This is a genomic window from Stenotrophomonas sp. CASM110, from assembly GCF_049384345.1.
Classification (GTDB): Bacteria; Pseudomonadota; Gammaproteobacteria; order Xanthomonadales; family Xanthomonadaceae; genus Stenotrophomonas; species Stenotrophomonas muris.
In genome coordinates, this window is sequence record NZ_JBMRGI010000003.1 from 43,362 (window position 1) to 66,346 (window position 22,985).

The 22,985-nt window shown below is 67.2% G+C and carries 22 protein-coding genes; 9 read left to right on the top strand and 13 right to left on the bottom strand.

Translation table 11 applies throughout. The features are described from left to right. Nucleotides 1–497: 497 nt before the first annotated feature. The 3 genes from VG561_RS02825 to VG561_RS02835 are packed head-to-tail and all read right to left on the bottom strand — an operon-like array spanning nucleotide 498 to nucleotide 2,445. The gene (locus tag VG561_RS02825; protein WP_014645643.1) at nucleotides 498–1,100 is read right to left on the bottom strand and encodes a response regulator transcription factor; all 603 of its coding nucleotides are present in this window, start codon (nucleotides 1,098–1,100) and stop codon (nucleotides 498–500) included. Next, complete coding sequence (locus VG561_RS02830) at nucleotides 1,097–2,320, bottom strand: sensor histidine kinase (RefSeq protein ID WP_423179360.1); 1,224 nt, start codon at nucleotides 2,318–2,320, stop codon at nucleotides 1,097–1,099. Before VG561_RS02830 ends, VG561_RS02825 begins: the two co-directional genes overlap by 4 nt. Beyond that, on the bottom strand, nucleotides 2,317–2,445 hold the full coding sequence (locus VG561_RS02835; RefSeq protein WP_257473236.1) for a hypothetical protein: 129 nt from the start codon (nucleotides 2,443–2,445) through the stop codon (nucleotides 2,317–2,319). Before VG561_RS02835 ends, VG561_RS02830 begins: the two co-directional genes overlap by 4 nt. Before the next feature lie 202 nt (nucleotides 2,446–2,647). Between VG561_RS02835 and VG561_RS02840 the strand changes: the two genes are divergently transcribed. The 4 genes from VG561_RS02840 to VG561_RS02855 all read left to right on the top strand — a co-directional run bounded on the left by VG561_RS02840 (nucleotide 2,648) and on the right by VG561_RS02855 (nucleotide 7,195). Further along, on the top strand, nucleotides 2,648–3,895 hold the full coding sequence (locus VG561_RS02840; protein WP_164077833.1) for an efflux RND transporter periplasmic adaptor subunit: 1,248 nt from the start codon (nucleotides 2,648–2,650) through the stop codon (nucleotides 3,893–3,895). 102 nt (nucleotides 3,896–3,997) lie between these two features. Continuing rightward, a complete protein-coding gene (locus VG561_RS02845; protein ID WP_004137569.1) occupies nucleotides 3,998–4,687 on the top strand; it encodes an ABC transporter ATP-binding protein in 690 nt (229 codons plus the stop codon). 14 nt (nucleotides 4,688–4,701) lie between these two features. Further along, nucleotides 4,702–5,859, top strand: coding sequence for an ABC transporter permease (locus tag VG561_RS02850; RefSeq protein WP_014035671.1), 1,158 nt, complete (start codon nucleotides 4,702–4,704; stop codon nucleotides 5,857–5,859). 13 nt (nucleotides 5,860–5,872) lie between these two features. Further along, complete coding sequence (locus VG561_RS02855; RefSeq protein WP_197575379.1) at nucleotides 5,873–7,195, top strand: ABC transporter permease; 1,323 nt, start codon at nucleotides 5,873–5,875, stop codon at nucleotides 7,193–7,195. Nucleotides 7,196–7,291: 96 nt separating this feature from the next. Here VG561_RS02855 and VG561_RS02860 read toward each other — a convergent pair whose 3' ends face one another. Then, entirely contained in the window at nucleotides 7,292–7,570 is a 279-nt protein-coding gene (locus tag VG561_RS02860) for a YrhB domain-containing protein (protein ID WP_019661820.1), read from the bottom strand. A 358-nt stretch (nucleotides 7,571–7,928) separates the two neighbouring features. Here VG561_RS02860 and VG561_RS02865 point away from each other — a divergent pair, with 358 nt between their 5' ends. After that, nucleotides 7,929–10,754 carry a TonB-dependent receptor gene (locus tag VG561_RS02865; RefSeq protein WP_423179361.1) on the top strand — a complete coding sequence of 942 codons (2,826 nt, stop codon included), beginning with the start codon at nucleotides 7,929–7,931 and terminating at the stop codon, nucleotides 10,752–10,754. Nucleotides 10,755–10,961: 207 nt separating this feature from the next. Here VG561_RS02865 and rarD read toward each other — a convergent pair whose 3' ends face one another. Further along, entirely contained in the window at nucleotides 10,962–11,858 is an 897-nt protein-coding gene (gene rarD, locus VG561_RS02870; RefSeq protein WP_014645638.1) for an EamA family transporter RarD, read from the bottom strand. After that, nucleotides 11,855–12,760 (bottom strand): drug/metabolite exporter YedA, encoded by a 906-nt coding sequence (gene yedA / locus VG561_RS02875; protein ID WP_049404006.1) that lies wholly within the window; start codon nucleotides 12,758–12,760, stop codon nucleotides 11,855–11,857. Before yedA ends, rarD begins: the two co-directional genes overlap by 4 nt. A 223-nt stretch (nucleotides 12,761–12,983) precedes the next feature. Between yedA and VG561_RS02880 the strand changes: the two genes are divergently transcribed. Then, complete coding sequence (locus VG561_RS02880) at nucleotides 12,984–14,318, top strand: MFS transporter (RefSeq protein WP_014645636.1); 1,335 nt, start codon at nucleotides 12,984–12,986, stop codon at nucleotides 14,316–14,318. Nucleotides 14,319–14,385: 67 nt separating this feature from the next. Next, nucleotides 14,386–14,682 (top strand): hypothetical protein, encoded by a 297-nt coding sequence (locus tag VG561_RS02885; RefSeq protein ID WP_014645635.1) that lies wholly within the window; start codon nucleotides 14,386–14,388, stop codon nucleotides 14,680–14,682. A 166-nt stretch (nucleotides 14,683–14,848) separates the two neighbouring features. On the opposite strand, the gene VG561_RS02890 is transcribed toward VG561_RS02885, so the two are convergent. The 4 genes from VG561_RS02890 to VG561_RS02905 form a co-directional block, all read right to left on the bottom strand. Beyond that, nucleotides 14,849–16,501 carry a M28 family metallopeptidase gene (locus VG561_RS02890; RefSeq protein ID WP_014645634.1) on the bottom strand — a complete coding sequence of 551 codons (1,653 nt, stop codon included), beginning with the start codon at nucleotides 16,499–16,501 and terminating at the stop codon, nucleotides 14,849–14,851. 105 nt (nucleotides 16,502–16,606) lie between these two features. Next, on the bottom strand, nucleotides 16,607–17,539 hold the full coding sequence (locus tag VG561_RS02895) for an MBL fold metallo-hydrolase (protein ID WP_423179362.1): 933 nt from the start codon (nucleotides 17,537–17,539) through the stop codon (nucleotides 16,607–16,609). 204 nt (nucleotides 17,540–17,743) lie between these two features. Beyond that, complete coding sequence (locus VG561_RS02900) at nucleotides 17,744–18,040, bottom strand: hypothetical protein (RefSeq protein WP_032956243.1); 297 nt, start codon at nucleotides 18,038–18,040, stop codon at nucleotides 17,744–17,746. 203 nt (nucleotides 18,041–18,243) lie between these two features. After that, nucleotides 18,244–19,539: a tryptophan--tRNA ligase gene (locus VG561_RS02905; RefSeq protein ID WP_014645631.1), complete on the bottom strand. Its 1,296-nt coding sequence runs from the start codon at nucleotides 19,537–19,539 to the stop codon at nucleotides 18,244–18,246. Between the two features lie 108 nt (nucleotides 19,540–19,647). On the opposite strand from VG561_RS02905, the gene VG561_RS02910 reads away from it, so the two are divergent. Next, nucleotides 19,648–20,454: a hypothetical protein gene (locus VG561_RS02910; RefSeq protein WP_423179363.1), complete on the top strand. Its 807-nt coding sequence runs from the start codon at nucleotides 19,648–19,650 to the stop codon at nucleotides 20,452–20,454. Nucleotides 20,455–20,527: 73 nt separating this feature from the next. Here VG561_RS02910 and VG561_RS02915 read toward each other — a convergent pair whose 3' ends face one another. From VG561_RS02915 to rocF, 3 genes are all read right to left on the bottom strand, one after another. Further along, nucleotides 20,528–20,749: a CsbD family protein gene (locus VG561_RS02915; RefSeq protein WP_004153772.1), complete on the bottom strand. Its 222-nt coding sequence runs from the start codon at nucleotides 20,747–20,749 to the stop codon at nucleotides 20,528–20,530. Nucleotides 20,750–20,951: 202 nt separating this feature from the next. Further along, complete coding sequence (locus VG561_RS02920; RefSeq protein ID WP_014035659.1) at nucleotides 20,952–21,089, bottom strand: entericidin A/B family lipoprotein; 138 nt, start codon at nucleotides 21,087–21,089, stop codon at nucleotides 20,952–20,954. Between the two features lie 160 nt (nucleotides 21,090–21,249). After that, a complete protein-coding gene (rocF, locus tag VG561_RS02925; protein WP_423179364.1) occupies nucleotides 21,250–22,170 on the bottom strand; it encodes an arginase in 921 nt (306 codons plus the stop codon). A 274-nt stretch (nucleotides 22,171–22,444) separates the two neighbouring features. On the opposite strand from rocF, the gene VG561_RS02930 reads away from it, so the two are divergent. Next, complete coding sequence (locus VG561_RS02930) at nucleotides 22,445–22,894, top strand: hypothetical protein (protein WP_046428110.1); 450 nt, start codon at nucleotides 22,445–22,447, stop codon at nucleotides 22,892–22,894. Nucleotides 22,895–22,985: the final 91 nt, after the last annotated feature.

Here is a 22,985-nt window from a genome sequence, read left to right on the forward strand (position 1 = left end):
GACCGCGGGGGGTGTCACTTTCTTTGCGCGCAAAGAAAGTAACCAAAGAAACGCTCCGCCGGCCGCGAGCCGGCGTGCTTCGCACGCCGGTGCCCTGCGCTCCTCGGTCCGTCGAGGGACGGCGCGGGAACTCGCTGCGCTCAGACACCCGCGCCTCTTCGCCCTCGCCGGTCCTGCGGTGCTCGGCTCGCTTGAAGGCGGACTGGAAGGTCAAGATCAACAGCAAGAGCATCCACGCATGGCGTGGATCTACCGGGTGCAGATTTTGCCTTTGACGTTGGGTCCGCCTTGAGCGAGCCGAGCATCGCAGGGGAATCAGGGGGCGCAGAGGCGCCGGTGTCTGAGCGCAGCGAGTTCGGCGCCGTCCCCTGATTCGCCGAGAAGCGCAGGGAACCGTCGCGTAGCGACGGCTCGCGCTCTGGCGGCGTGTTTCTTTGGTTACTTTCTTTGCACGAGCAAAGAAAGTGACACGTCTCCGCAGGCGCGGAAATGATCCGCTACAACCACCCTTTCTGCCGCGCCAGCCGGTACGCCTCGATCCGGTTGGCCACGCCCAGCTTGCCGATGCACTCGGACAGGTAATTGCGCACCGTACCGTGCGACAACCCCAGCTGCTCGGCGATCTCGCTGGCGGTGCGGCCCTCGCCCGCCAGCCGCAGTACGCGGCGCTCGCGGTCGGTCAGCGGATCGGCCTGCGACCACGCATCCAGTGCCAGCTGCGGGTCGATCGCGCGGATGCCCTGTTTCACCTTGCGCAGGGCATCGGCCAGGTTCTCGGCCGGTGCATCCTTCAGCAGGTAGCCCAGCACGCCGGCTTCCAGCGCGCGGCGCAGGAAGCCGGCGCGGGCGAAGGTGGTCACGATCACCACCTTGATCGGCAGCTCGTGGCGCGCGATGCGCTGGGCAAGCTCGAGCCCGGACAGGCCGGGCATCTCGATGTCGGTGACCAGGATGTCCGGTTGCAGCTGCTGCAGCATCCGCCACGCGGTTTCGCCATCGGCGGCGCTGCCCAGCACCTCGATATCCGGCTCCAGGCCCAGCAACGCCGACAGTGCACCGCGCACCATCGCCTGATCCTCGGCCAGCAGGATGCGGATCATGCGGCACCGTCCTGTGCCAGCGACGGCGGCGCTCCCGGCGGCAACGGTGTGGTCGCGGCAGCCAGTGGCACGCGCACGGTCAGTCGCGTGCCCTCACCCTTTGCGGACTGTACCTGCAGGCTGCCCCCCAGGGCGGCCACGCGTTCGCGCATGCCGCTCAGCCCGTTGCCCTCGGCCTGCACGCCGCCACGGCCATCGTCGCGGATCTGCATCGCCAGCATGCGTCCCTCCAGCATGAACTCCACCCGTGCCTGTGTCGCCTGTGCATGGCGCACGATATTGGTTGCGGCCTCGCGCAGCACCAGCGCCAGCCCGCGTTCGACATCCACCGGCATCGCCGGTGGTGGTGCGTATTGAAGGTGGACCTGCTGGCATTCCAGCAGCAGCCGCGCCGATGTCAGCTCACCGGCCAGGTCGCTGGCGCGGATGCCGGTAACCGCGCTGCGCACCTGTGCCAGCGCTTCGCGGGCGATGGCCTCGGCCTCGCCGATCTCCAGCCGCGCGCGCGCGTCGCCGCGGTCGTGCAGCTTGCGCGCCAGCTCCAGCTTCAATGTGATCAGCGACAGGGTGTGGCCGAGCAGGTCATGCAGGTCGCGGCCGATGCGTTCGCGCTCGGCAGTGGCCGCCAGCCGCCGCACCTCGTCCTGCGACAGCTGCAGTGCCGCATCCTTCTGCTGGTTGAGCGCTTCCACGTTCACGACCAGCCCCACGATGTAGGACACGGCCGGGATCCAGACCAGGCTCTGCCACGGGTACTGGAACAGCAGCGCGAGGCTGCAGAACAGAAGGTTCAGGCCAGTGAGCTGCAGCAGATACTGCCACCAGCCACCGCGTCCGCTCACCCGCAGCAGCACGCAGCCGAACACGAAGTAGGTCAGCCCGGACGGATACCAGGGCAGCAGCACCAGCGACATCGCGATCAGGCCCAGCGCATAGCGCGGAGCGTGATGGCGCGGCGCCACCATCACCTTGGCGTACAGCAGCAGGAACACCGGGTAGCTGGCCAGCGTCAGCAGCAGCCAGCGCAGGGTGAAGCCGTGGCCAAGCAAGGGCGTCAGGAAGATCCACACCGACCACAGCAGGTGGACTGCCTCGCTCCAGGGCGATTTTCCCCGGCGCAGCGTATCGGCCACCGCCGAGTCCGGCGCGGGGCGCAGCAGCGAGGCAAGCCATGTCGACGGCACGGGCGGTTCCAGGCGGGGACGATCGCCGCCGATCATGCCAGTTCAGCCGCCTGCGCGCAGGCGCCACCACCGGCCGGGCGGCACCGGCGCAACCGAGCGCGGATCACGGTACGCTTGGCGGCGCGGCTGTGGCGGGCCAGCGACGGGGTGATCGGATCCATGGGCGGTACCGGTAGCGGGGACGTTGCCATCCTGTGCCGCCGTGGTCACGTTTCGCAGTTGCCGCCGTCAGTGTCATCGGGTGACAGCTGTCACTGCCGTCATCGCTGTGCCTGCCTGCATGCTGTGCCGCACGCTCCACCGCCGGAACCGCCGCCGTCCGCCCTTCCGGCCACACCCGCCCAAACGCCTGTGATGGAACGAATGAACGCTTCTGCCGAGCTGTTGAAGGAACTCCGTATCGACCGCAAATCGCCGCCGCCCGCCTCCGGCGGCAGTGGCGGTGGCCGCCGCTGGCTGTGGATCGCGATCATCGTGGTCGTGTTGTTGCTGGCCGCTGTCGGCTTCGCCCTGTTCGGGCGTACGCCGGCAGTGGACGTGGAAACCGCCCCCGCCGTGGCCATCCAGCAGGGCAGCGCCAGCAGTTCGGTGCTCGATGCCAGTGGCTACGTGGTCGCCCGGCGCATGGCCACGGTATCGGCCAAGATCACCGGCAAGGTGCGCGAGGTGATGATCGAGGAAGGCATGCGCGTGGAACAGGGCCAGATCATGGCCACCCTGGACCCGATCGATGCCGACGCGCAGCGCAGCCTGTATGCCTCGCAGCTGCAGGCCGCACGCAGCCAGGTGGCCGGGCTGGAAGCGCAGCAGAGGCAGGCGGCCGCTGAAGCCAGCCGCCTGCAGGCGCTGGTCGGCCAGCAGCTGGTGTCGCGCTCGCAGTACGACCAGGCGGTGGCCCAGCGTGACAGCCTGCGTGCACAGCTGGACACCGCACAGCGCAACGTCAGGGTGGCCAACGACCAGCTGGCCATCGCCGATCTGGGCGTGGACAACAACATCGTGCGCGCGCCGTTCTCCGGCGTGGTCACTGCCAAGGCCGCGCAGCCCGGCGAAATCGTCTCGCCGCTGTCGGCGGGCGGTGGGTTCACCCGTACCGGCATCGGCACCATCGTCGACATGGACTCGCTGGAGATCGAAGTCGAGGTCGGCGAGGCCTTCATCGGCCGCGTGCAGCCGAAGATGCCGGTCGAAGCCACGCTCAACGCCTATCCGGAGTGGAAGATTCCGGGCGAGGTGATCGCCATCATCCCCACCGCCGACCGCGGCAAGGCCACGGTGAAGGTGCGCGTGGCGCTGAAGGTGAAGGACCCGCGCATCGTGCCGGAGATGGGCGTGCGCGTCAGCTTCCTGGAACAGGCGCAGCCGCAGGCGGCCGCCAAACCGCAGGGCGTGCGCGTGCCGGCGGGCGCCGTGGTCCAGCGCGAGGGCGCCTCGGTTGCCTTCGTGCTGGGTGACGAAAGCCGCGTGCAGCAGCGCACGGTCGAGGCCGGCCAGGCGATGGGCAAGGACCGCCAGATCCTCAAGGGCGTGAGCGCAGGTGAATCGGTGGTGCTGAACCCGCCGGACAGCCTGCGCGATGGCGCCAAGGTGCAACAGAAACAAGCGCAGTAGCGGCCTGGCGCCCACGGGCGCCGCCGGCAGCACCGCTCGACGCACGCCTGCGGCCCCTGCCGTGGCGCTTCCCCGTTTCCCGCCTTCCGTGGAGAACCACCCATGTCGACCCTGGTTTCACTGCGCAACATCACCAAGACCTACCAGCGTGGCCCCGAGAAAGTGCAGGTGCTGCACGGCATCGACCTGGACATCGCCAGCGGCGACTTCGTCGCGCTGATGGGCCCGTCCGGCTCGGGCAAGACCACCCTGCTCAACCTGATCGGCGGCCTGGACAACCCCAGCGGCGGCGAGATCAGCATCGAGGGCGAGCGCATCGACCAGATGAGCGGCGGCCAGCTGTCGACCTGGCGCAGCCACCACGTCGGCTTCGTGTTCCAGTTCTACAACCTGATGCCGATGCTGACCGCGCAGAAGAACGTGGAACTGCCGCTGCTGCTGACCCACCTCAATGCGGCGCAGCGCCGCCGCAACGCCGAGATCGCGCTGACCCTGGTCGGCCTGGCCGACCGCCGCAGCCACCGCCCGAATGAACTGTCCGGCGGCCAGCAGCAGCGCGTGGCAATCGCCCGGGCGATCGTCTCCGACCCGACCTTCCTGATCTGCGACGAACCGACCGGCGACCTCGACCGCCAGTCCGCCGAGGAGATCCTCGGCCTGCTGCAGCAGCTCAACCGGGAGCATGGCAAGACCATCATCATGGTCACCCATGACCCGAAGGCCGCCGAGTACGCCACGCACACGGTGCACCTGGACAAGGGCGAGCTGGCCGACGCGCCGCTGGCCCACTGACGGAGGCCACGGCGATGAAATACTTCTCGTTGGTGTGGGCGCAGCTGTTCCGCAGCCGTACCCGCACGTTGCTGACCCTGCTCTCCGTGGTGGCCGCGTTCCTGCTGTTCGGCATGCTCGATTCGGTGCGCGTGGCATTCACCTCCGGCGGCAGCGTGGAAGGCGCCAACCGCCTGGTGGTCGCATCGCGGCTGTCGATCACCCAGTCGCTGCCGATCCGCCTGGAGGCCCAGGTGCGGCAGGTGGCCGGCGTGCGCGACGTGGCCTATGGCATGTGGTTCGGCGGCATCTACCAGGACCCGAAGAACTTCTTCCCGAACTTCTCGGTGTCCCCCAACTACTTCGATGTCTACCGCGAGCTGCAGATCGACCCGGCACAACTGGAAGACTGGAAGCAGACCCGTACCGGCGCCATCGTCGGCGAAACCCTGGCCAAGCAGTTCGGCTGGAAGATCGGCGACACCATCCCGCTGCAGGCCACGATCTTCCCGCGTGGCGGCAGCAACGACTGGCCGCTGGTGCTCAAGGGCATCTACCGTTCCAAGGACCGTGCGCTGGCCGCCAACGAAGAACGCCAGTTGATGATGAACTGGAAGTACTTCGATGAATCCAACGACTACATCAAGAACCAGGTGAGCTGGTACACGGTAACGCTGGACAACCCGGACCACTCTTCGCGGGTGGCGCAGGCGATCGACGCGATCTCGGCCAACTCCGACCACGAGACCAAGACCCAGACCGAATCGGCGTTCCAGCAGGCCTTCGTCAAGCAGTTCGCGGATATCGGCATGATCGTCACCTCGATCATGGGCGCGGTGTTCTTCACCCTGCTGCTGTTGACCGGCAACACCATGGCGCAGGCCGTGCGCGAGCGCGTGCCGGAGCTGGCCACGCTGAAAACGCTGGGCTTCAAGGACAGCACCGTGCTGACCCTGGTGATGGTGGAATCGGTGCTGCTGATCGGCCTGGGCGGCCTGATCGGCATGGGCCTGGCCGCGCTGATCCTGCCGGCCATCGGCCCGAAGAGCATGGGCATGCTGCCGCCGCACGTGCCGACGCCAACCTGGCTGATGGGGCTGGGCCTGATCGTGGTGATCGGCATCATCGTCGGCCTGTTGCCGGCGCTGCGTGCCAAGCGCCTGAAGATCGTCGACGCACTGGCCGGTCGCTGAGGAGAACACAGACATGTTCAAGAGCAAACTCAAGAAGTGGCTGGGCAACGGCGTGACGGTGCTGCTGCTGGCGGTCGGCCTGGTGCTGTGGATCAGCCTGCCGTGGACCGGCGTGCTGGCCGTGACCGTGCTGGTGGCCCTGTGGCTGCTGCTGACCCGCGGGGGGCGACTGGCGCTGGCCGCCACCCATATCGGCGTGGCCAGCCTGCCGCAGCGCTGGGGCGCGTCCTCGGTGATCGTGGTCGGCATCGCCGGCGTGGTCGGCGTGCTGGTGGCAATGCTGGCGATGGGCGAAGGCTTCCAGGCCACGCTCAACAACACCGGCGATGACACCACTGCCATCGTGCTGCGCGGTGGCTCGCAGGCCGAGACCAACTCGGTGATCACCCGCGAGCAGGTACCGATGCTGTCCACCCTGCCCGGCATCAGCCGCGATGCGCAGGGCCGGCCGCTGCTGTCGCCGGAGCTGTCGCAGGTGGTCAACCTGGTGTCGAAGTCCGATGGCACCGACGTCAACGCGCAGTTCCGCGGCGTGGGCCCGCAGGCATGGGCGGTGCATGACAAGGTCAGGATCGTCGAGGGGCGCAAGTTCGCCACCGGCCTGCGCGAGATCGTGGTCGGCCAGGGCGCCAAGGGCCAGTTCCGCGACATGGAGGTGGGCAGGACACTGACCCTGGGCAACCAGACCTGGACCGTAGTGGGTGTGTTCGCCACCGGCGATGCGCATGATTCGGAACTGTGGACCGACGCCGATACGCTGGCCACCACCTACCAGCGCAGCGCCTGGCAGTCGATCAGCGTGCGCACCGAGGGCAAGGCAGGCTTCGATCAGTTCAAGGCCGCCGTCGCCGCCGACCCGCGCCTGAAACTGGACGTGGAAACCACCCGCGTGTACTACAGCAAGCAGGGCGGCGGGCTGACCAAGTTGATCGACATCCTTGGCAAGGTGATCGGCACGATCATGGCGGTCGGTGCGGTGTTTGGCGCGCTCAACACCATGTATGCGGCCGTCGCCACGCGCGCCCGCGAAATCGCCACCATGCGTGCGATCGGCTTCCGCGGCCTGCCGGTGGTGACGGCAGTGATGCTGGAGACGATGCTGCTGGCGCTGCTCGGTGGCCTGCTCGGCTGTGCGGTGGCGTGGCTGCTGTTCAATGGCTACAGCGTGTCCACCATCGGCAGCAACTTCAGCGCAGTGGTGTTCAAGTTCCATGTGTCGCCGGAACTGCTGTGGACCGGCCTGAAATGGGCACTGGGCATCGGCCTGGTCGGCGGCCTGTTCCCGGCACTGCGCGCGGCACGTTTGCCGATCACCACGGCGCTGCGCGAAACCTGAGCATCGCGCAGCGGTGGACTGCGCATCACGCAAGGGGACGGAGCGAAGGCTCCGTCCCTTTCACGTTGCCGAACTCAGAAATCCGCCGCCGCAGCATCAGACGGCGGGGCCGCGCGCGGCCAGATGCTGGCGAAGGACCTCCTCGGGCGGATACGCCGTGCCCAGCGCGTGCTGCTCGCCTGTGTGCCGGTCGACGAAGATCGGCCCATTGCCGGCCAATGCATCCGAGATTTCGCCGGATTGCAGGTAGCGCAGCGACTGGAAGCAGAACAGCCAGCCTTCGACCACTTCGTGCTCATGCGTGATGGCAACCGGCTCATCGTCGCTGGCAAGTGCAGCCTCCACGCGACGGCGTGCTTCTTCAAGCTGGATCATTCCTTCGTCTCCTGCCTTCGATGACAAGGCGAAGAGCATTTCATGCGGGCAGGTGCATCACAACGCCTGCGCGCCTGCATACAAGCGCGTACTGCGACGCGTTGTCGCAACCACTCAAGCGTGCCAGCTTCGTGCCGCTATCGATGCCTCTGCCCATCGCAAACGCAGCGCGCGTGACGCTGCGCACAGCGCATCTGTGGATTGTTGGTTGCGATTCATTTTCGCGCACTTCCAGCAGCGCCGAGACAAACAGTTACGAATGGAAACATTCTAGAATCGCGCCCCCCACGTTGGTTTGCAGCACCCCACGCGCCCATAGAACGGGCGCTTGTTTTTACCGAAACACGAGATTTCACGGATGTCCCTGAAAACCAATCCGCTGCGCAACGCGATCGTCATCGCGCTGGCCGCCAGCTGCACCACCCCCGCCTTCGCACAGAGCACCAGCGATACCCCGACCAACCTCGACCGCATCGAAATCACCGGCTCGCGCATCCGCCAGGCCAGTGTCGAAACCGCACAGCCGGTGGTCGCGCTCAACCGCGCCGAGATCGAGAAGAAGGGCTACGTCAACGTCGCTGACATCCTGCAGGACATTCCTGCCGCCGGTGCGCCGAGCATGAGCCGCGCCTCGTCGCTGACCTCCTCGCGCGACTTCGGCGGCATGTACGTCAGCCTGCGCAACCTGGGCCCGGAACGCAGCCTGGTGCTGATCGACGGCCGCCGCATGGGCGTCAGCGCCGGCGGTTACTCCGACCTGGCCTCGATCCCGTCGTCCATCGTCGAGCGCGTGGAAGTGCTGACCGACGGCGCCTCCGCGCTGTACGGCTCCGATGCCATCGCCGGCGTGGTCAACATCATCACCCGCAAGAATTTCGATGGTGGCGAAGCCAGCGTCTATGTCGGCCAGTACGGCCAGGGTGACGGCCAGAAGCGCGCCTACAGCGCGACCTTCGGCAAGACCTTCGAGCGCGGCTGGTTCAGCGTGGGCGCCGAGCGCACCAAGGAAGATGAGGTGCTGGGCAAGGACCGCGCGTTCAGCCGTTACACCAACGGCCCGCGCCACCCCAACGATGGCCTCAATGGCAACACCCCGTGGGGCTACGTCACCGTCGGTGGCAAGAACCTGACGGTGGGCCCGGGCGGCGACCCGGGCAAGGCCGGCAACTTCCATGCGCCGGACCCGGCTGATGGTGCCAACACCAAGTCGAACATGAGCCTGCTGACAGGCCTGGAACGCACCTCGGTGTTCGCCAACGGTGGCTTCTCGATCACCGACAACCTGCGCATCGTCGCCGACGCGTTGTACAGCAAGCGCGAGTCGACCAAGCACCTGGCCGGTTACCCGTACTCGGTCAGCGCCGCGCAGGCCCGCAATGGCAGCCGTGCCGCCCTGTCCAAGGACAGCGCGTTCAACCTGTGGGGCCAGGATGCGCTGTTCGCGCACCGTACCGAGGAACTGCCGCGCGGCACCGAGAACAACCTGGAAACCAAGCGCGCCAGCATTGGTCTGGAAGGCAGCTTCGAAACCGGTTCGCGGTACTGGGACTGGAACGTCAACTACATGTACAACCGCAACGAAGGCGAGCGCATCGGTACCGGCAGCATGTACCAGCCGCACGTCAACCTGGCCGTCGGCCCGTCCTTCATGGACGGCAACGTGGCCCGCTGCGGTGCGCCGGGCGCGGTGATCGCCGGCTGCGTGCCGTGGAACCCGGCCGCCCCGATGGGTTACACCGGACCCGGCTCGCTGAGCAACCAGGACGTGCAGGACTACCTGTTCACCCGCTTCGTCGACAAGATGCAGAGCACCACCAAGGTCGCCAGCGGCAACATCTCCGGCTCGCTGTTCACCCTGCCGGCCGGCGACATCCTGGCCGCGATGGGCTTCGAGCACCGCAGCGAAGAAGCCAGCTACACTCCGGACACGATGGTGCAGAAGGGCGAGATCGCCGGCACCAGCGGCCAGCCGACCCGCGGCAACTACTCGCTCAACGAGGTCTACCTGGAACTGCAGGTGCCGCTGCTGGCCGACCTGCCGTTCGCCCGCGAACTGTCGCTGGACATGGCCGGCCGCTACTCGGACTACAACAACTTCGGTTCGACCACCAACAGCAAGTTCGGCCTGAAGTGGAAGCCGATCGACAGCCTGCTGGTGCGCGCCACCTACGGCACCGGCTTCCGTGCGCCGACCGTGGATGACCTGTACGGCGGCACCGTCAGCAGCCGCGACTCGTTCACCGATCCGTGCGATACCTCCTTCGGTACCGCCGCCACCAGCCCGACCGTTGCTGCCCGCTGCCAGGCGCTGAAGGTGCCGGCCAACTTCCACCAGCTCAACAGCGATGGCAGCGTGGCCACCAAGCCCGGCCAGCAGGCCACCACCGATTTCAGCTCGGGTTCCAACCCGGGCCTGAAGCCGGAAACCGCCAAGACCTGGACCGTCGGCCTGGTCTACAGCCCGGACTTCGTGCAGGGCCTGGACGTCAGCCTGGACTGGTGGAAGATCCGCATCGACAACGCCATCGTTGGTGAGTCGGCCACCAACATCCTGGAACAGTGCTACGTGCAGGGTTCGGATGCCGCCTGCGGCCGCTTCACCCGTGGCAGCAACGGCCAGGTCAACTCGCTGGACCGCTCGCTGGTCAACGCGGGCTACCGCGAAACCGCCGGCTATGACATCAACGTGCGCTACCGCCTGCCGGAAACCGCGTTCGGCAAGTTCGCCGTCAACTGGAACACCACCTACACCGACTACCTGGAGCAGCGCAACGACAGCGCCGCGACCACCCCGGTGGAACAGCGTACCGGTTGGGCCGGCGACTTCCGCGTGCGCTCCACCTTCAACCTGGATTGGCAGTATGGCGACCTCGGCATCGGCTGGACCGCGCGCTACTACTCCAGCATGAAGGAGAAGTGCTCGTACATGGATGAGTGCAACCTGCCGGGCTTCAACTCGTCGTACACCAGCGCGTCGCCGACCAACAAGGTGGGCTCCAACACCTTCCACGACCTGCAGGTGCGTTACAGCCTGCCGTGGGATGGCACCGTGTCGCTGGGCGTGAACAACGTGTTCAACCACCAGGGTCCGATCATGTACAGCCAGCCGAACAGCAGCTTCACCTACTACGGTGGCTTCGACATCGGCCGCTTCATGTACATGAAGTACCAGCAGCGCTTCTAAGCCTGCAACCGCCTTCCCGCCACGGCCATCCCTCTCTCCTGGCCGTGGACGGAAGCAGAACGGCGCCCCTCGGGGCGCCGTTCTTTTTTGGGTGGAAGCGGGTGGGATCCCTTCGCCCTGCGAAGGGCTCTGACCCCAGGCGACGGATAGAACAGGGTCAGAGCCCTCCGCGTTGCGGAGGGATCCGACCCCGCAGCCCCGCCGGCGCTAGCGCTTGGCGCGCATCGTGCGGATGTTGTCGCCGACGAACAGGATCAGGCCGGCCCAGATCGCGGCAAAGCCGATCGCCTTGGCAGTATCGAACGCTTCGTGGAAGAAGAACACGCCCAGCAGCAGCTGCAGGCTCGGTGCGATGTACTGCAGGATGCCGACCAGCGACAGCGGAATGCGCTTCACTCCGTAGGCAAAGCCGATCAGCGGTACGGCGGTGACTGCGCCACCGAAGATCAGCAGCAGGTCGTTGCGCCAGCCCCAGCCATGGAAGAACGCACCGCCATGGCCGTTTTCCGCCCAGATCGCGAAGGCCAGCGCCGGCAGGAACAGGTACATGCTTTCCACGCCCAGGCCGGCCACCGGGTCGACCGAGACCAGCTTGCGCAGCAGGCCATACAGGCCGAACGAACAAGCCAGGCCGAGCGCGATCCACGGCGGTGTGCCGGCGTCGATGGTCAGCCAGGCCACGCCCACCGCCGCCATCGCCACCGCCACCCATTGCAGGCGGCGCAGGCGTTCCTTCAGCACCAGCACGCCCAGCAGCACGTTCACCAGCGGGTTGATGAAGTAGCCCAGGCTGGTCTCGATGACATGACCGGCGTTGACCGCCCAGATGTACAGGCCCCAGTTGAAGGCGATGGTCAGGCTCGACACCAGCAGGATCGGCAGCGCGCGCGGCTGCGCGGCGATCTTCTGCCACCAGCCCAGGCGCGAGCTGATCAGCAGCCAGCCCAGCACCAGCACGGTGCTCCAGATGATGCGGTGGGCGATGATCTGGAACGAAGGCACCTCGTTGAGCAGGTGCCAGTACACCGGCACCAGGCCCCAGATCACGAAGGTGGACGCGGTGACCAGCAGGCCCCGGCGTTGTTCTTTCTCGTCCATGCTCATCTCTTTCGCGTCCTTGCCATCGTCAGTACCACCACACCCAGGAGAATCACCGCCATCGCCAGCAGGTCGCGCCAGCCGAAGCGCTCACCGTTGAGCAGCGCGCCGAGCAGCACCGCGATCACCGGATTGACGTACGCATAGCTGCCGGCCAGCGCCGGGCGCACGTTCTGCAGCAGCCACACGTAGGCAGTGAACGCGACGATGGAGCCGAACACGCACAGGTACGCCATCGCCAGCAGGCCACCGGTATCGGGCAGCGTGCTCGGGCGCTCGCCGACCGCCAGGCCGATCAGCACCAGCAGCACGCCACCGCAGATCATCTGCCCGGCCGCGGTCATGAACGGGCCCGGCAGGTCCAGCCCGCGTGCCCACACCGAACCGAAGGCCCAGCCGATCGGCGCGATCAGCAGCAGCACCAGCCCGGTCGGCGAGGCGGTCAGGCTGCTGCCGGCATTGAGCCAGACCACACCGAGGAAGCCGATGGCGATGCCCAGCCACTCACCGCGGCTGGCATGCTGCCCGCGCAGCGCCGAGAACAGCGCCATCCACAGCGGCACCGAGGCCACCGCGGTGGCGGCCAGGCCCGAGGACACCTCACGCTCGGCCAGCACCACCATGCCGTTGCCCAGCACCAGCATGGTCACGCCCATGATGACCAGGTTGCGCCATTGCCGCAGGGTCGGGTTCGGCAGCTTCCAGAACAGGCGCAGCGCCAGGAACATCAGGCCGCCGGCAATGATGAAGCGGCTGCCGGAGACCATCGTCAGCGGCAGTGCGCCGCCGTGCAGGGCCTTGGCGATGCCCAGGTAGGTCGAGCCCCAGACCACATAGACCAGCAGCAGTGCCAGCGCGACAAGGCCACCCCGGGGGGCAGCCGCAGACGAAGAGGGGGGAGCCGACATGACACACCAGGGAGCCGGGGGAAGGCGGATTCTAGGACGTTTTGAGTATGGTCCGGGACCCCATGCGGTGGCACGCTGTCATCCATCCATGCACCCTGCTCTGGTCTGCTACCCCGTGTTGACGGTCGATGCAGTACCAAGAGGGCTGCCCGGCCGCGCCGCCCCAAGGCCGGGCGCCGTTTTCCCTGCGCACGGACGCGCCGCATCGAGGATTCCCACCCAGATGAGCACCACGCCCCAACCTGCTGTCCCCGCGAACGACCGCGCCGCCCTGCGGCGGTCGATCTCCAACACCCTCAAAGGCTCCGCCGGCAACCTGGTGGAGTGGTACGACGTCTACGTGTACTCGGTGTTCGCCGTGTACTTCGAATCGCAGTTCTTCTCGCCCGACGACAAGAACTCCACGATGTACGTGTGGGCGATCTTCGCCGCGACCTTCCTGATGCGCCCGATCGGCGCCTGGTTCTTCGGCCGCTTCGCCGACCGCCATGGCCGCCGCCTGGCGCTGACCGTCTCGGTCACGCTGATGGCGCTGTGCTCGTTCCTGATCGCCATCACCCCCACCGCCGCCAGCATCGGCATCTGGGCCGCGGTCATCCTGCTGTTCGCACGGCTGCTGCAGGGCTTCGCCACCGGTGGCGAGTACGGCGCCAGCGCCACCTACATGTCCGAAGCCGCCATTCCCGGCCGCCGCGGCTTCCTGTCGTCCTTCCACTACGTCACCCTGGTTGGCGGCCACGTGCTGGCCCAGCTGACCCTGCTGCTGATGCTGACCTTCTGGGGCAAGCCGGAAATCTCCGAGTGGGGCTGGCGCATCGCCTTCGGCATCGGCGGCATCGCCGCGGTGGTGGTGTTCTGGCTGCGCCGTGGCATGGACGAGTCGCTGTCGGAGTCGTCCATCGAGGCCGCGCGCGAGGGCAAGGCGCAGAAGTCCGGTTCGATGTACGAGCTGTTCGTGCACCAGTGGCGACCGCTGCTGCTGTGCTTCCTGATCACCGCCGGCGGCACCGTGGCCTTCTACACCTACTCGGTGAACGGCCCGAAGATGATCCAGAGCGCCTTCGCCGGCAACGATCCGATGACCGGCACCCTGATCAACCTGGGCGTGCTGGCCTTCCTGATGGTGCTGCAGCCGGTCGGTGGCTGGCTGTCGGACATCATCGGCCGCAAGACCCTGCTGGTGTTCTTCGGCGTCGGCGGCGTGCTGTACAGCTGGTACCTGATCACCCAGCTGCCGCACCAGCATGACGCCACCCTGGCCTTCCTGACCCTGGCGCTGGCCTTCGTCATCCTCACCGGCTACACCTCCATCAACGCGGTGGTGAAGGCCGAGCTGTTCCCCACCCACGTGCGTGCACTGGGCGTGGGCCTGGGCTATGCGCTGGCCAACTCGCTGTTCGGTGGCACCGCCCCGCTGCTGTACCAAGGCGCGCTGAAGACCGGCCACGTCGATTGGTTCGCCCTCTACGTGACTGCCACGATCGCGGTATCGTTGGTGGTCTATGTGTTCTTCCTCACCAACAAGGGCCCGAACTGGCTCGACGGCACCCGCAAGTAAGCGCGTTGCCCTGATCGCGGCCACCGGTGCAATGCCGGTGGCCGCTGCGTCTCCCGCTCCTCCACTGATGTGGATCGCGGTGACGCTGGCCGCAGCCACGGCACTGGCCTGGCTGCTGCGCCGCCCCAGCGCACAGGCCGCATGGCCACGCATCGGTTTCGGGATCGCCCTGCTGCTGTTCTGCGCCGCACTGGCGCTGCAGCTGGCAGTGGACCTGGGCAGCGGCCACAGCTCGCTGCAACTGCGCCTGCATCGCGGCGTCAACGGCGGATCGCTGGTCGGCCTGCGCACGATGGTGGCGTGCTATCTGGCAGCGCTCGCCGCCAGCGGCTGGGGCGCGTGGAAGCTGCTGCGCCGGCGCTGACGAACACCCGGTCGTGCCGGCCGCTGGCCGACACCTCCACATTCCTTTGGTAGTGCCGGCCGCTGGCCGGCAACTCAACATTCCTTTGGTAGTGCCGGCCGCTGGCCGGCAACCTCATGAACCTCCGGAAAGAGCAGGGAGTTGCCGGCCAGCGGCCGGCACTACCTCAGCGGCGGGCCGCTTCGCTCTTGTCGCGCGCGCCGCGGAACTCCGATTCCTTTTCCCACGTCGGCCAGCGGCGGCTGTTGGCCAGCTCCGCGCCCAGATCGTAGACCAGCAGGGTATCGGCAGCGTGGCCGCTCGGGTCCCAGCGCGGCGTCCAGGCATCGCAGGCCTGGTGGTAGCAATCGGCGAAGTACTTCTCGCGCAGCGCGCGGCCGGCTTCAACCCCACCGTCCAGCTTGTCCAGGCCCGGGCCGATGGTGATTGCCGGCACGCCCAGGCGGGCGAAGGCGAAGTGGTCAGCGCGGTAGAAGAAGCCCGCTTCCAGGTTCGGGTCCGGGCTGTAGCTGCGGCCGCGGGCCTTGGCCACGCGTTCCAGGTCGCCTTCCAGCGAGACCCGGCCCTTGCCCCACGACGCGATGTCGCGGGTCGGGCCATCCGGGCTGAACATCTCGATGTTCAGCACCGCGGCGGTCTTGTCCAGCGGCGCCAGCGGGTGCGCGGCGTAGTAGCTGGCGCCCAGCAGGCCCTTCTCTTCGGCGGTCAGCGCCACGAAGTACAGCGTGCGCTGCGGCTGCGGGCCGGCGGCGAACACCCGGCCCAGTTCCAGCACCGTGGCCACGCCGGTGGCGTTGTCGATCGCACCGCGGCGGATGCGGTCGCCCTTGGCGTCGGGCTGGCCGATACCGAAGGCATCCCAGTGCGCAGAGAAGATCACCGCCTCGTCGCCATGCTCGCCACCGGGCAGCTTGGCCACCACGTTGCGGGTCACCACCTGCTCGCGCTTCAGCGCGAAGTCCACGCTCAGCTTGGCGTTGTCCAGTGCCACCGGGCGGAAGTCGGCGCGCATCGCCTTGCGCTTCTCCGCATCAAAGTCCAGGCCGGCGTCGGCGAAGATCGCCTCGGCCAGCTCGCGCTGCATCCAGCCACGCAGCGGCGTGTGCTGCGCCATCGCCTCGTCCTGGCCGCGCTCGATGTCGAACAGCGGCGATGTGCCCGAGCTCTTCACCGTGGCCCAGCCGTAGGCGGCCGGCGCGGTCTCGTGCACGATCAGCACGCCTTCGGCGCCACGGCGTGCGGCTTCCTCGAACTTGTAGGTCCAGCGGCCGTAGTAGGTCACCGCCTTGCCGTCAAACGCGCCCGGCGCATCGGCCTCGAAATCAGCATCGTTGATCAGCACCACGGCGATCTTGCCGTGCAGGTCCACGTCCTTGTAGTCGTTCCACTGGCGTTCCGGCGCATCGATGCCATAGCCGACGAACACCAGCGGCGCATTCCTGATCTGCACGCGCTTGCGCGGCTGCAGGCTCTGCAGGGTCACGTCCACGCCATTGGCCAGCGCACGCTTGCCCTGCTTCAGCGACAGGCTGGCCTTGGCCGGGCCGTCCAGCTGCGCGCGCACCAACGGGACCGGCTGCACCCAGCTGCCATCCACGCCGCCGGGCTGCAGGCCGTAGCTGCGGAACTGCTCGATCAGGTACTGCACCGTGCGCTCTTCACCCTCGGTGGCCGGCGCGCGGCCCTCGAATTCATCCGACGCCAGAACGCGCACATGGCGCGACAGCGCCTGCGGATCGATGCCGCCACCCGGCAGGTCGTTGGCCGCATGGGCAAGGCCACCGACGAACAGGCAGGACGACAGCAGCAACACGCGCATCGGATTCACGGCAGTACCACGGCTAGCTTGGAAGTCACCAGAGTGTAACGTGGTCGTGACATCACGGCGCGGCTTGGGCCTGCGTCATCCACGCAGGGCGTGGATCTACCTGCTGATGCGATCCAGCCAGCAGGCCAGGCCCTGTGCGTTGAGCTCGATATCCATCGCCAGCACGGTGGTCACTGCCGCATCGTCCAGCGCACAGCCATGCAGCTGTGCACGTTCCAGATACAGCGCCTGCAACGCGGCCAACAGGCAACGATGGCGGTCCGGTCGACCGTCGCACTGGCGGCCGATGGCGGCCATCGCATCGATCTGCTCGATCAGGTCGCCGGCCAGTTTCTCCACCTGTTCCACACGACCGTAGTGGGTCAGGTACATCGCCTGCGGGCCGTAGCCCAGCATGCGCTGGATCGAGGCCTTCATCGCCTCCGGGTCGAACTGCACCGGCGAGGAGGTCGGGAAGATGAAAGCGCCCTGCGCGCTGTCCAGCTCGCGGTAGGAGATACCGAAGGTATCGCCGGTGAACCAGCTGCGGCTGCGCGCATCCCATACGCAATAGTGGTGCAGCGCGTGACCCGGCGTGTGCAGCAGCACCAGCTCGCGGCCGGCCAGATCGATGCGGTGGCCGTCTTCGGCCACCACCACGCGCGACTCCGGAATCGCCTCGATGCGGCCATAGCTGCGCGCGATCTCTTCGGCGCCATACACCGCCGTGGCACCGGCGATCAGCCGGGTCGGGTCGATCATGTGCGGCGCACCGCGCGGGTGCAGCACCGCCTTTGCGTTGGGCAGCTGCTGCATCAGCAGGCCGGCGCCGCCGGCGTGGTCCAAGTGCACGTGCGTGAGCAGCAACCAGTCCACCGCTTCCACGCCCAGGCCGGCATCCGCCAGCGCCTGCAGCATCGCCGGCACCGACAGGCCGGTGCCGCAGTCGACAAACGCGGCGCGGCCGTTTTCAACGATCAGGTAAGCCGCGTCGAAGTCCGGGCGCTGGAAGCCGGTATCGATGGTGTGGATGCTGGGGTCGGCGGTCATCGGCACGCACCTGGCAGGATCGGGAACAGACGCCCATGGTAGGCGCGCAGGCGGCCCGGGTTCGATGCGGCTTTGGTCGGAGTCCAGATTCCGTAGAGCCGAGCCCATGCTCGGCTGCCTTTCTGCCAGACATCAGCCGAGCATGGGCTCGGCTCTACAGAGGGCGCGTGCAGTCGAGCATGGCTCGACTCTACAAAGGCGGGGTTACCGGTCCAGCCAGCGCGGTCGCAGCAGCAACGCCAGCACCAGCACCGCCAGGAACGCGCCGTAGGCGTACAGCACCGCCAGCACCTGCGGCCAGATCGGGCCGGCGCCGGGTTGCACCACGCCGATGCGGTAGCCCCACAGCATCGACACAATGCTCAGCGCGAACGCCAATACCAGGGTGGTGCCATCGAACAGGCGCCGCCGCGCGGTACGCGGCTGGCGCGGGAACAGCCAGTACAGGCTGCCCAGCAGCAGGAACCAGGGCAGGAACAGCAGCAGCGACAACCAGGCCATCGCAGACTCCATGTCATCGCGCCGGCGGCGCGCGGACATCATGCCATGGGTGCTGTGCCACGGTCGTGCCGGCGGGGGCGTCCCTGTAGAGCCGAGCCCATGCTCGGCTGCTTTGTTACCCAGCCGAGCACGGACTCGGCTCTACAGAGGCGGAGCAAAGTCGAGCATGGCTCGACTCTACAAAGGGCAGGCAGGCCCGGCGATCAGGCCGCTTCGCGCAGCACGGCCAGCGCGGCCAGCACGGCGTCCACCTCGGCGTCCAGCTTGAACAGCTCGCTCTGCAGCTGGTCGCCCTGCTCGGCCTGCTTGATCACGGCAATCAGCTGGCCGGCATCACGCGGCGAATCGAAGCCTTCGCTCTGGATCAGCAGCGTGCCGTCGCCGGCGGTCAGCTTGAAGTAGAACCGGCCGTCCTTCTCGCGGTACTGCTTGAACTGCGGCGGCGCCACGCGGGCCACGCCGGCATCTTCGCTGGCGATGTTGCCCGCCGTGGACAGGTCGCGCAGGCCCACGGCGTGGCGCAGTTCTTCCAGCAGCGGTGCCGCCAACTGCTCGCGCAGCTGCTGCCCACGGCGCTTGAGCAGCGCTTCGATCTTCTCCGGCTCGGCCATCAGCGCGTTGTAGCGCTCGCGCAGCGGCGACAGTTCACTGTCGATGCGCTCGAACAGCTGCTGCTTGGCGTCGCCCCAGCTGATGCCGGCAGCGAACGCCTTGGCGAACTCTGCGGTCTGTTCCGGCGTGGCGAACGCCTGGTACATCTGGAACAGCGCCGAGCCTTCGGTGTCCTTCGGCTCACCCGGTGCGCGCGAGTCGGTCAGGATCGAGAACACCAGCTTCTTCAGCTCCTCGCGCGGCACGAACAGCGGAATGGTGTTGTGGTAGCTCTTGCTCATCTTGCGGCCATCCAGGCCGGCCAGCGTCGCCACCTGCTCATCGATCACCACGTCCGGCAACGGGAAGTACTCCTTGCCGTACACGTGGTTGAAGCGCTGGGCGAAATCGCGCGCCATCTCGATGTGCTGGATCTGGTCACGGCCCACCGGCACCTGGTTGGCCTTGAAGATCAGGATGTCGGCGGCCATCAGCACCGGGTACATGAACAGGCCGGCGCTGACGCCTGCGTCCTCGTCCACGCCTTCCTCGCGGTTCTTGTCCACTGCCGCCTTGTAGGCGTGCGCCCGGTTGAGGATGCCCTTGCTGGCGATGGCGGTCAGGAACCACATCAGCTCGGTGGTCTCGCGGATGTCGCTCTGGCGGTAGAACCACACGTGTTCCGGGTCCAGGCCGCAGGCCAGCCAGCTGGCCGCGATCTCCAGGGTCGCGCGCTGGGTGCGCTGCGGGTCCTGCGACTTGATCAGGCTGTGCAGGTCGGCCAGGAAGAAGAAGCTCTCGATCCCCGGCGCGCGGCTGGCGGCGATGGCCGGACGGATGGCGCCAACGTAGTTGCCCAGGTGGGGCGTGCCGGAGGGGGTGATGCCGGTAAGGACTCGGGTCGTCATGACTGCGTGGGGTAACCTTCGATGAACGGGGCCAGTTTACCTTGCACGCCACCAACCCCGTCAGGGCCTGCGGCGCGTTCATTCACCCAACCCCGCTGGAGACGCCCGATGAAACGCCTGCTGCCCCTGCTGCTGATCCTGCCCCTGGCCGGCTTCCGCCCGGCGCCACCTCCGCCACCGGCCTACGAAGGCGGCCCGGTGCGCATGACCCTGGTCGACCGCGACCGTGGCACCGAACTGCGCAGCTACCCCGCCGACGGCCAGCGCTGGGTGGCCGGCGAGCGCGGCCACCGCTACGCCGTGCGCCTGTACAACGACAGCCCGCGCCGGGTGCTGGTGGTGCTGTCGGTGGACGGCGTCAACGCCATCTCCGGCGAGGATGCCGATCCCTCGCAGACCGGCTACGTGCTCAACCCCGGCCAGCGCGCCGACATCACCGGCTGGCGCAAGAGCCAGGACGAAGTGGCGCAGTTCGTGTTCAGCAGCCCCAGCGGCAGCTATGCCAGCCGCACCGGCCGCCCGGACAACATCGGCGTTGTGGGCGTGGCGGTGTTCGAAGAGGCACGTCGCTGGCGCCCTGAGCCGATCCTGCGCCGTGGCCTGCCGCTGCCGGCCCCGGCGGCCGAAGCGGCGGCCGATGCCAGTGCCAGTGCCAGTGCCAGCCGCATCGAAGGCTACGCCAGCAAGTCGCAGGCCCCAGCGCTGGGTACCGGCCATGGTGCGCGCGAGCAGTCCTCGGTGCGCGATACCGACTTCGAGCGCGCCAGCCGCAGCCCCGCACAGGTATTGCAGCTGCGCTACGACAGCGCCCGCAACCTGCGTGCGCGCGGCATTCTGGTGGATTCGCCCTCGCGCCTGCCGCGCGAACCGCAGGCGTTCCCCAACCGCTACGTGCCGGACCCGCCGGCGCGCTGATCGTCCCGCGCAGACAACACGACGCCCGCAACCTCACGGTGCGGGCGTCGTGTTGTGGGGGAAACCGAAGCGCTTACTTGTAGTCCGGGTAGTCCTTGCTCACCGCGTCCTGGAACTCGCGCACTTCCTTCTCCGCGCGGTCCTTGGCCCAGCCATAACGTTCCTGCAGGCGGCCGGCCAGATACTCGGCATTGCCTTCGGCCACATCGAAGTCGTCGTTGGTCAGATCGCCCCACTTGGCCTGGGCCTTGCCCTTCAGCTGCGACCACTTGCCGGAAATGATGTCTTTGTTCATTGCTGGGAGTCCTTGGTTGCAACGGCGTTCTTACCGTGGCTCCAGCTTGGCGCAGCGGCTGTTGAGTACCGGTCAACCGGCAATGAAATACATGCTCACCTGCTTGAATGGTTCACTCCGCTTCGACGGCCATGCGGCAAACAGCGCGCACAAAAAAGGCCGGGAAGATTCCCGGCCTTTTCGCTTCCAATCCGCGCCGGGCTCACTTGCCCTTGGCGGCGTCCTCAACTTTTTCACCGGCCTTCTGCACGTCCTTGCCGGCACCGGCCACGGTATTGCAACCGGCCAGCAGGGCCACCGAGAACATCGACAACAGCATCAGGGCAACTACGCGCTTCATGGGCTTCTCCTTGGGTTCGCCGCTACACCGCTTCATTCGCGGATGGGGTTCTGTCGCTCGGCGGGAGGGCACACTGCCACCGCCGCCGCGTGACGTGCAATCTGGCGGCAGCGGCGTGGAGCGGGTGTGAACGGATCGGCGATCCGTTCAGGCCAGGCCCTCAGTCGCGCATCAGGGTGGACTTGCCGAACAGGCTTTCGACCAGGTCCACGGCCAGTTCGGCGGTGGCATTCTGCTTGTCCAGCAAGGGGTTGAGCTCGACGATGTCCAGCGATCCCATGCGCCCGGTGTCGGCGATCATCTCCATCACCAGCTGCGCCTCGCGGTAGTTCACCCCACCCGGCACCGTGGTGCCCACGCCCGGTGCGATGCTGGGGTCGAGGAAGTCCACATCGAAGCTGACATGCAGGTGGGTGTTCTCATCGATGCCGGCCAGCGCCGCCTCCACCGCGCGCTTCATGCCGTTCTCATCGATGTAGCGCATGTCGTACACATCCACCTTGTGGGTCTTGATCAGGCGCTTCTCCTCCGGGTCCACCGAGCGGATGCCGATCTGGTGCATCTGCGCCGGGGTGATCGCCGGTGCGCTGCTGCCCAGGTGGGTCAGCGCCTCCGGGCCGAGGCCGCACAGGCAGGCCACCGGCATGCCGTGGATGTTGCCCGACGGGGTGACATCGCTGGTGTTGAAATCCGAGTGCGCATCCAGCCACAGCACGCGCAGGGTCTTGCCCTGCTCGCGGCACCAGCGCGCGACGGCGGTGATCGAACCGATCCCCAGGCAGTGGTCGCCGCCGAGCATGATGGGCATGCGGCCGGCCTGCAGCTCGGCGTAGCTGGCTTCCATCAGTGCATGGTTCCACGCCACCACTTCATCCAGATGGCGGTAGCCTTCCACCGGCGCGGTCCACGGGTTGCGCGGGCCATCCAGATTGCCCACGTCACGCACGTCCACACCACGTGCTTCCAGCGCCTCCGGCAGGCCCGCCACGCGCAGCGCCTCCGGCCCCAGCCGTGCACCGCGATGGCCCGCACCGACATCGGTGGGAACGCCAATCAGGGATACGGAGATGGGATGGGCCATGGGTGCCTCCTGCGGTGGGAAAAAAGAAGCACAGTCTAGCCAGAGCTGTGTGACACCACTCGCGGCGGTGCAGCAGGGCAATACCCGGATCGCCGCGAGCACAAAGGCGCCCCCGTCAGGGATTCCAGCGCTGAGCGGTCAGGAACCCGCCCTTCCTTGATCCACTTCACACCCGAGTCGGCATCGCCTCTTACCCACGGCGGTCCTTGTGTCCACCCTGCGTCGGCACCCGGACGGTGCGGCTTCATTTCCCCAACCCTGGAGAACGACGCACATGAAACATGCACTCAATGGATTTGCGGTACTGGCAATTGCCCTGGGCGGACTGTTTCCGGCAGCTGCCAATGCCTCCTCGCAACGCATCACGCATACGGTGACCACCGACGCGTATCCCATGCAGACGGCGAGCGCACGCCAGGTGCTCGACTGGGTGGCGCAGCGGGTAAAGCCGTCGTTCGCCCCGCAGGGCTACGGCAACGTACAGGTGGAACGGCGTGCATTCTCGGTGGGGCGCGCGTCTGCACGCGCGGATGAATCGATTCCGGGAAAGCTGCCGGAGCAGGGCATTCCCGGTGAGATCTACCGGGTGGAAAACCTGCTTCCCGACGGCTCCCTGCAGACGTGGGAATTCACCTGGGTGGAACCCTCGTCCGGCCATGGCGGCGGCTGGGATGTCACCGGGTACACCTACAAGAAGGGAAATGACCCGGTAAACCAGCAGTAACGGGACGGGGGCAATGTTTGCCGCATTGCCCCTTTAGACTCCCGGCCGACGGCGGTCATGTCGGCCTGCGACGGCTTTTACGGCGGCGGAA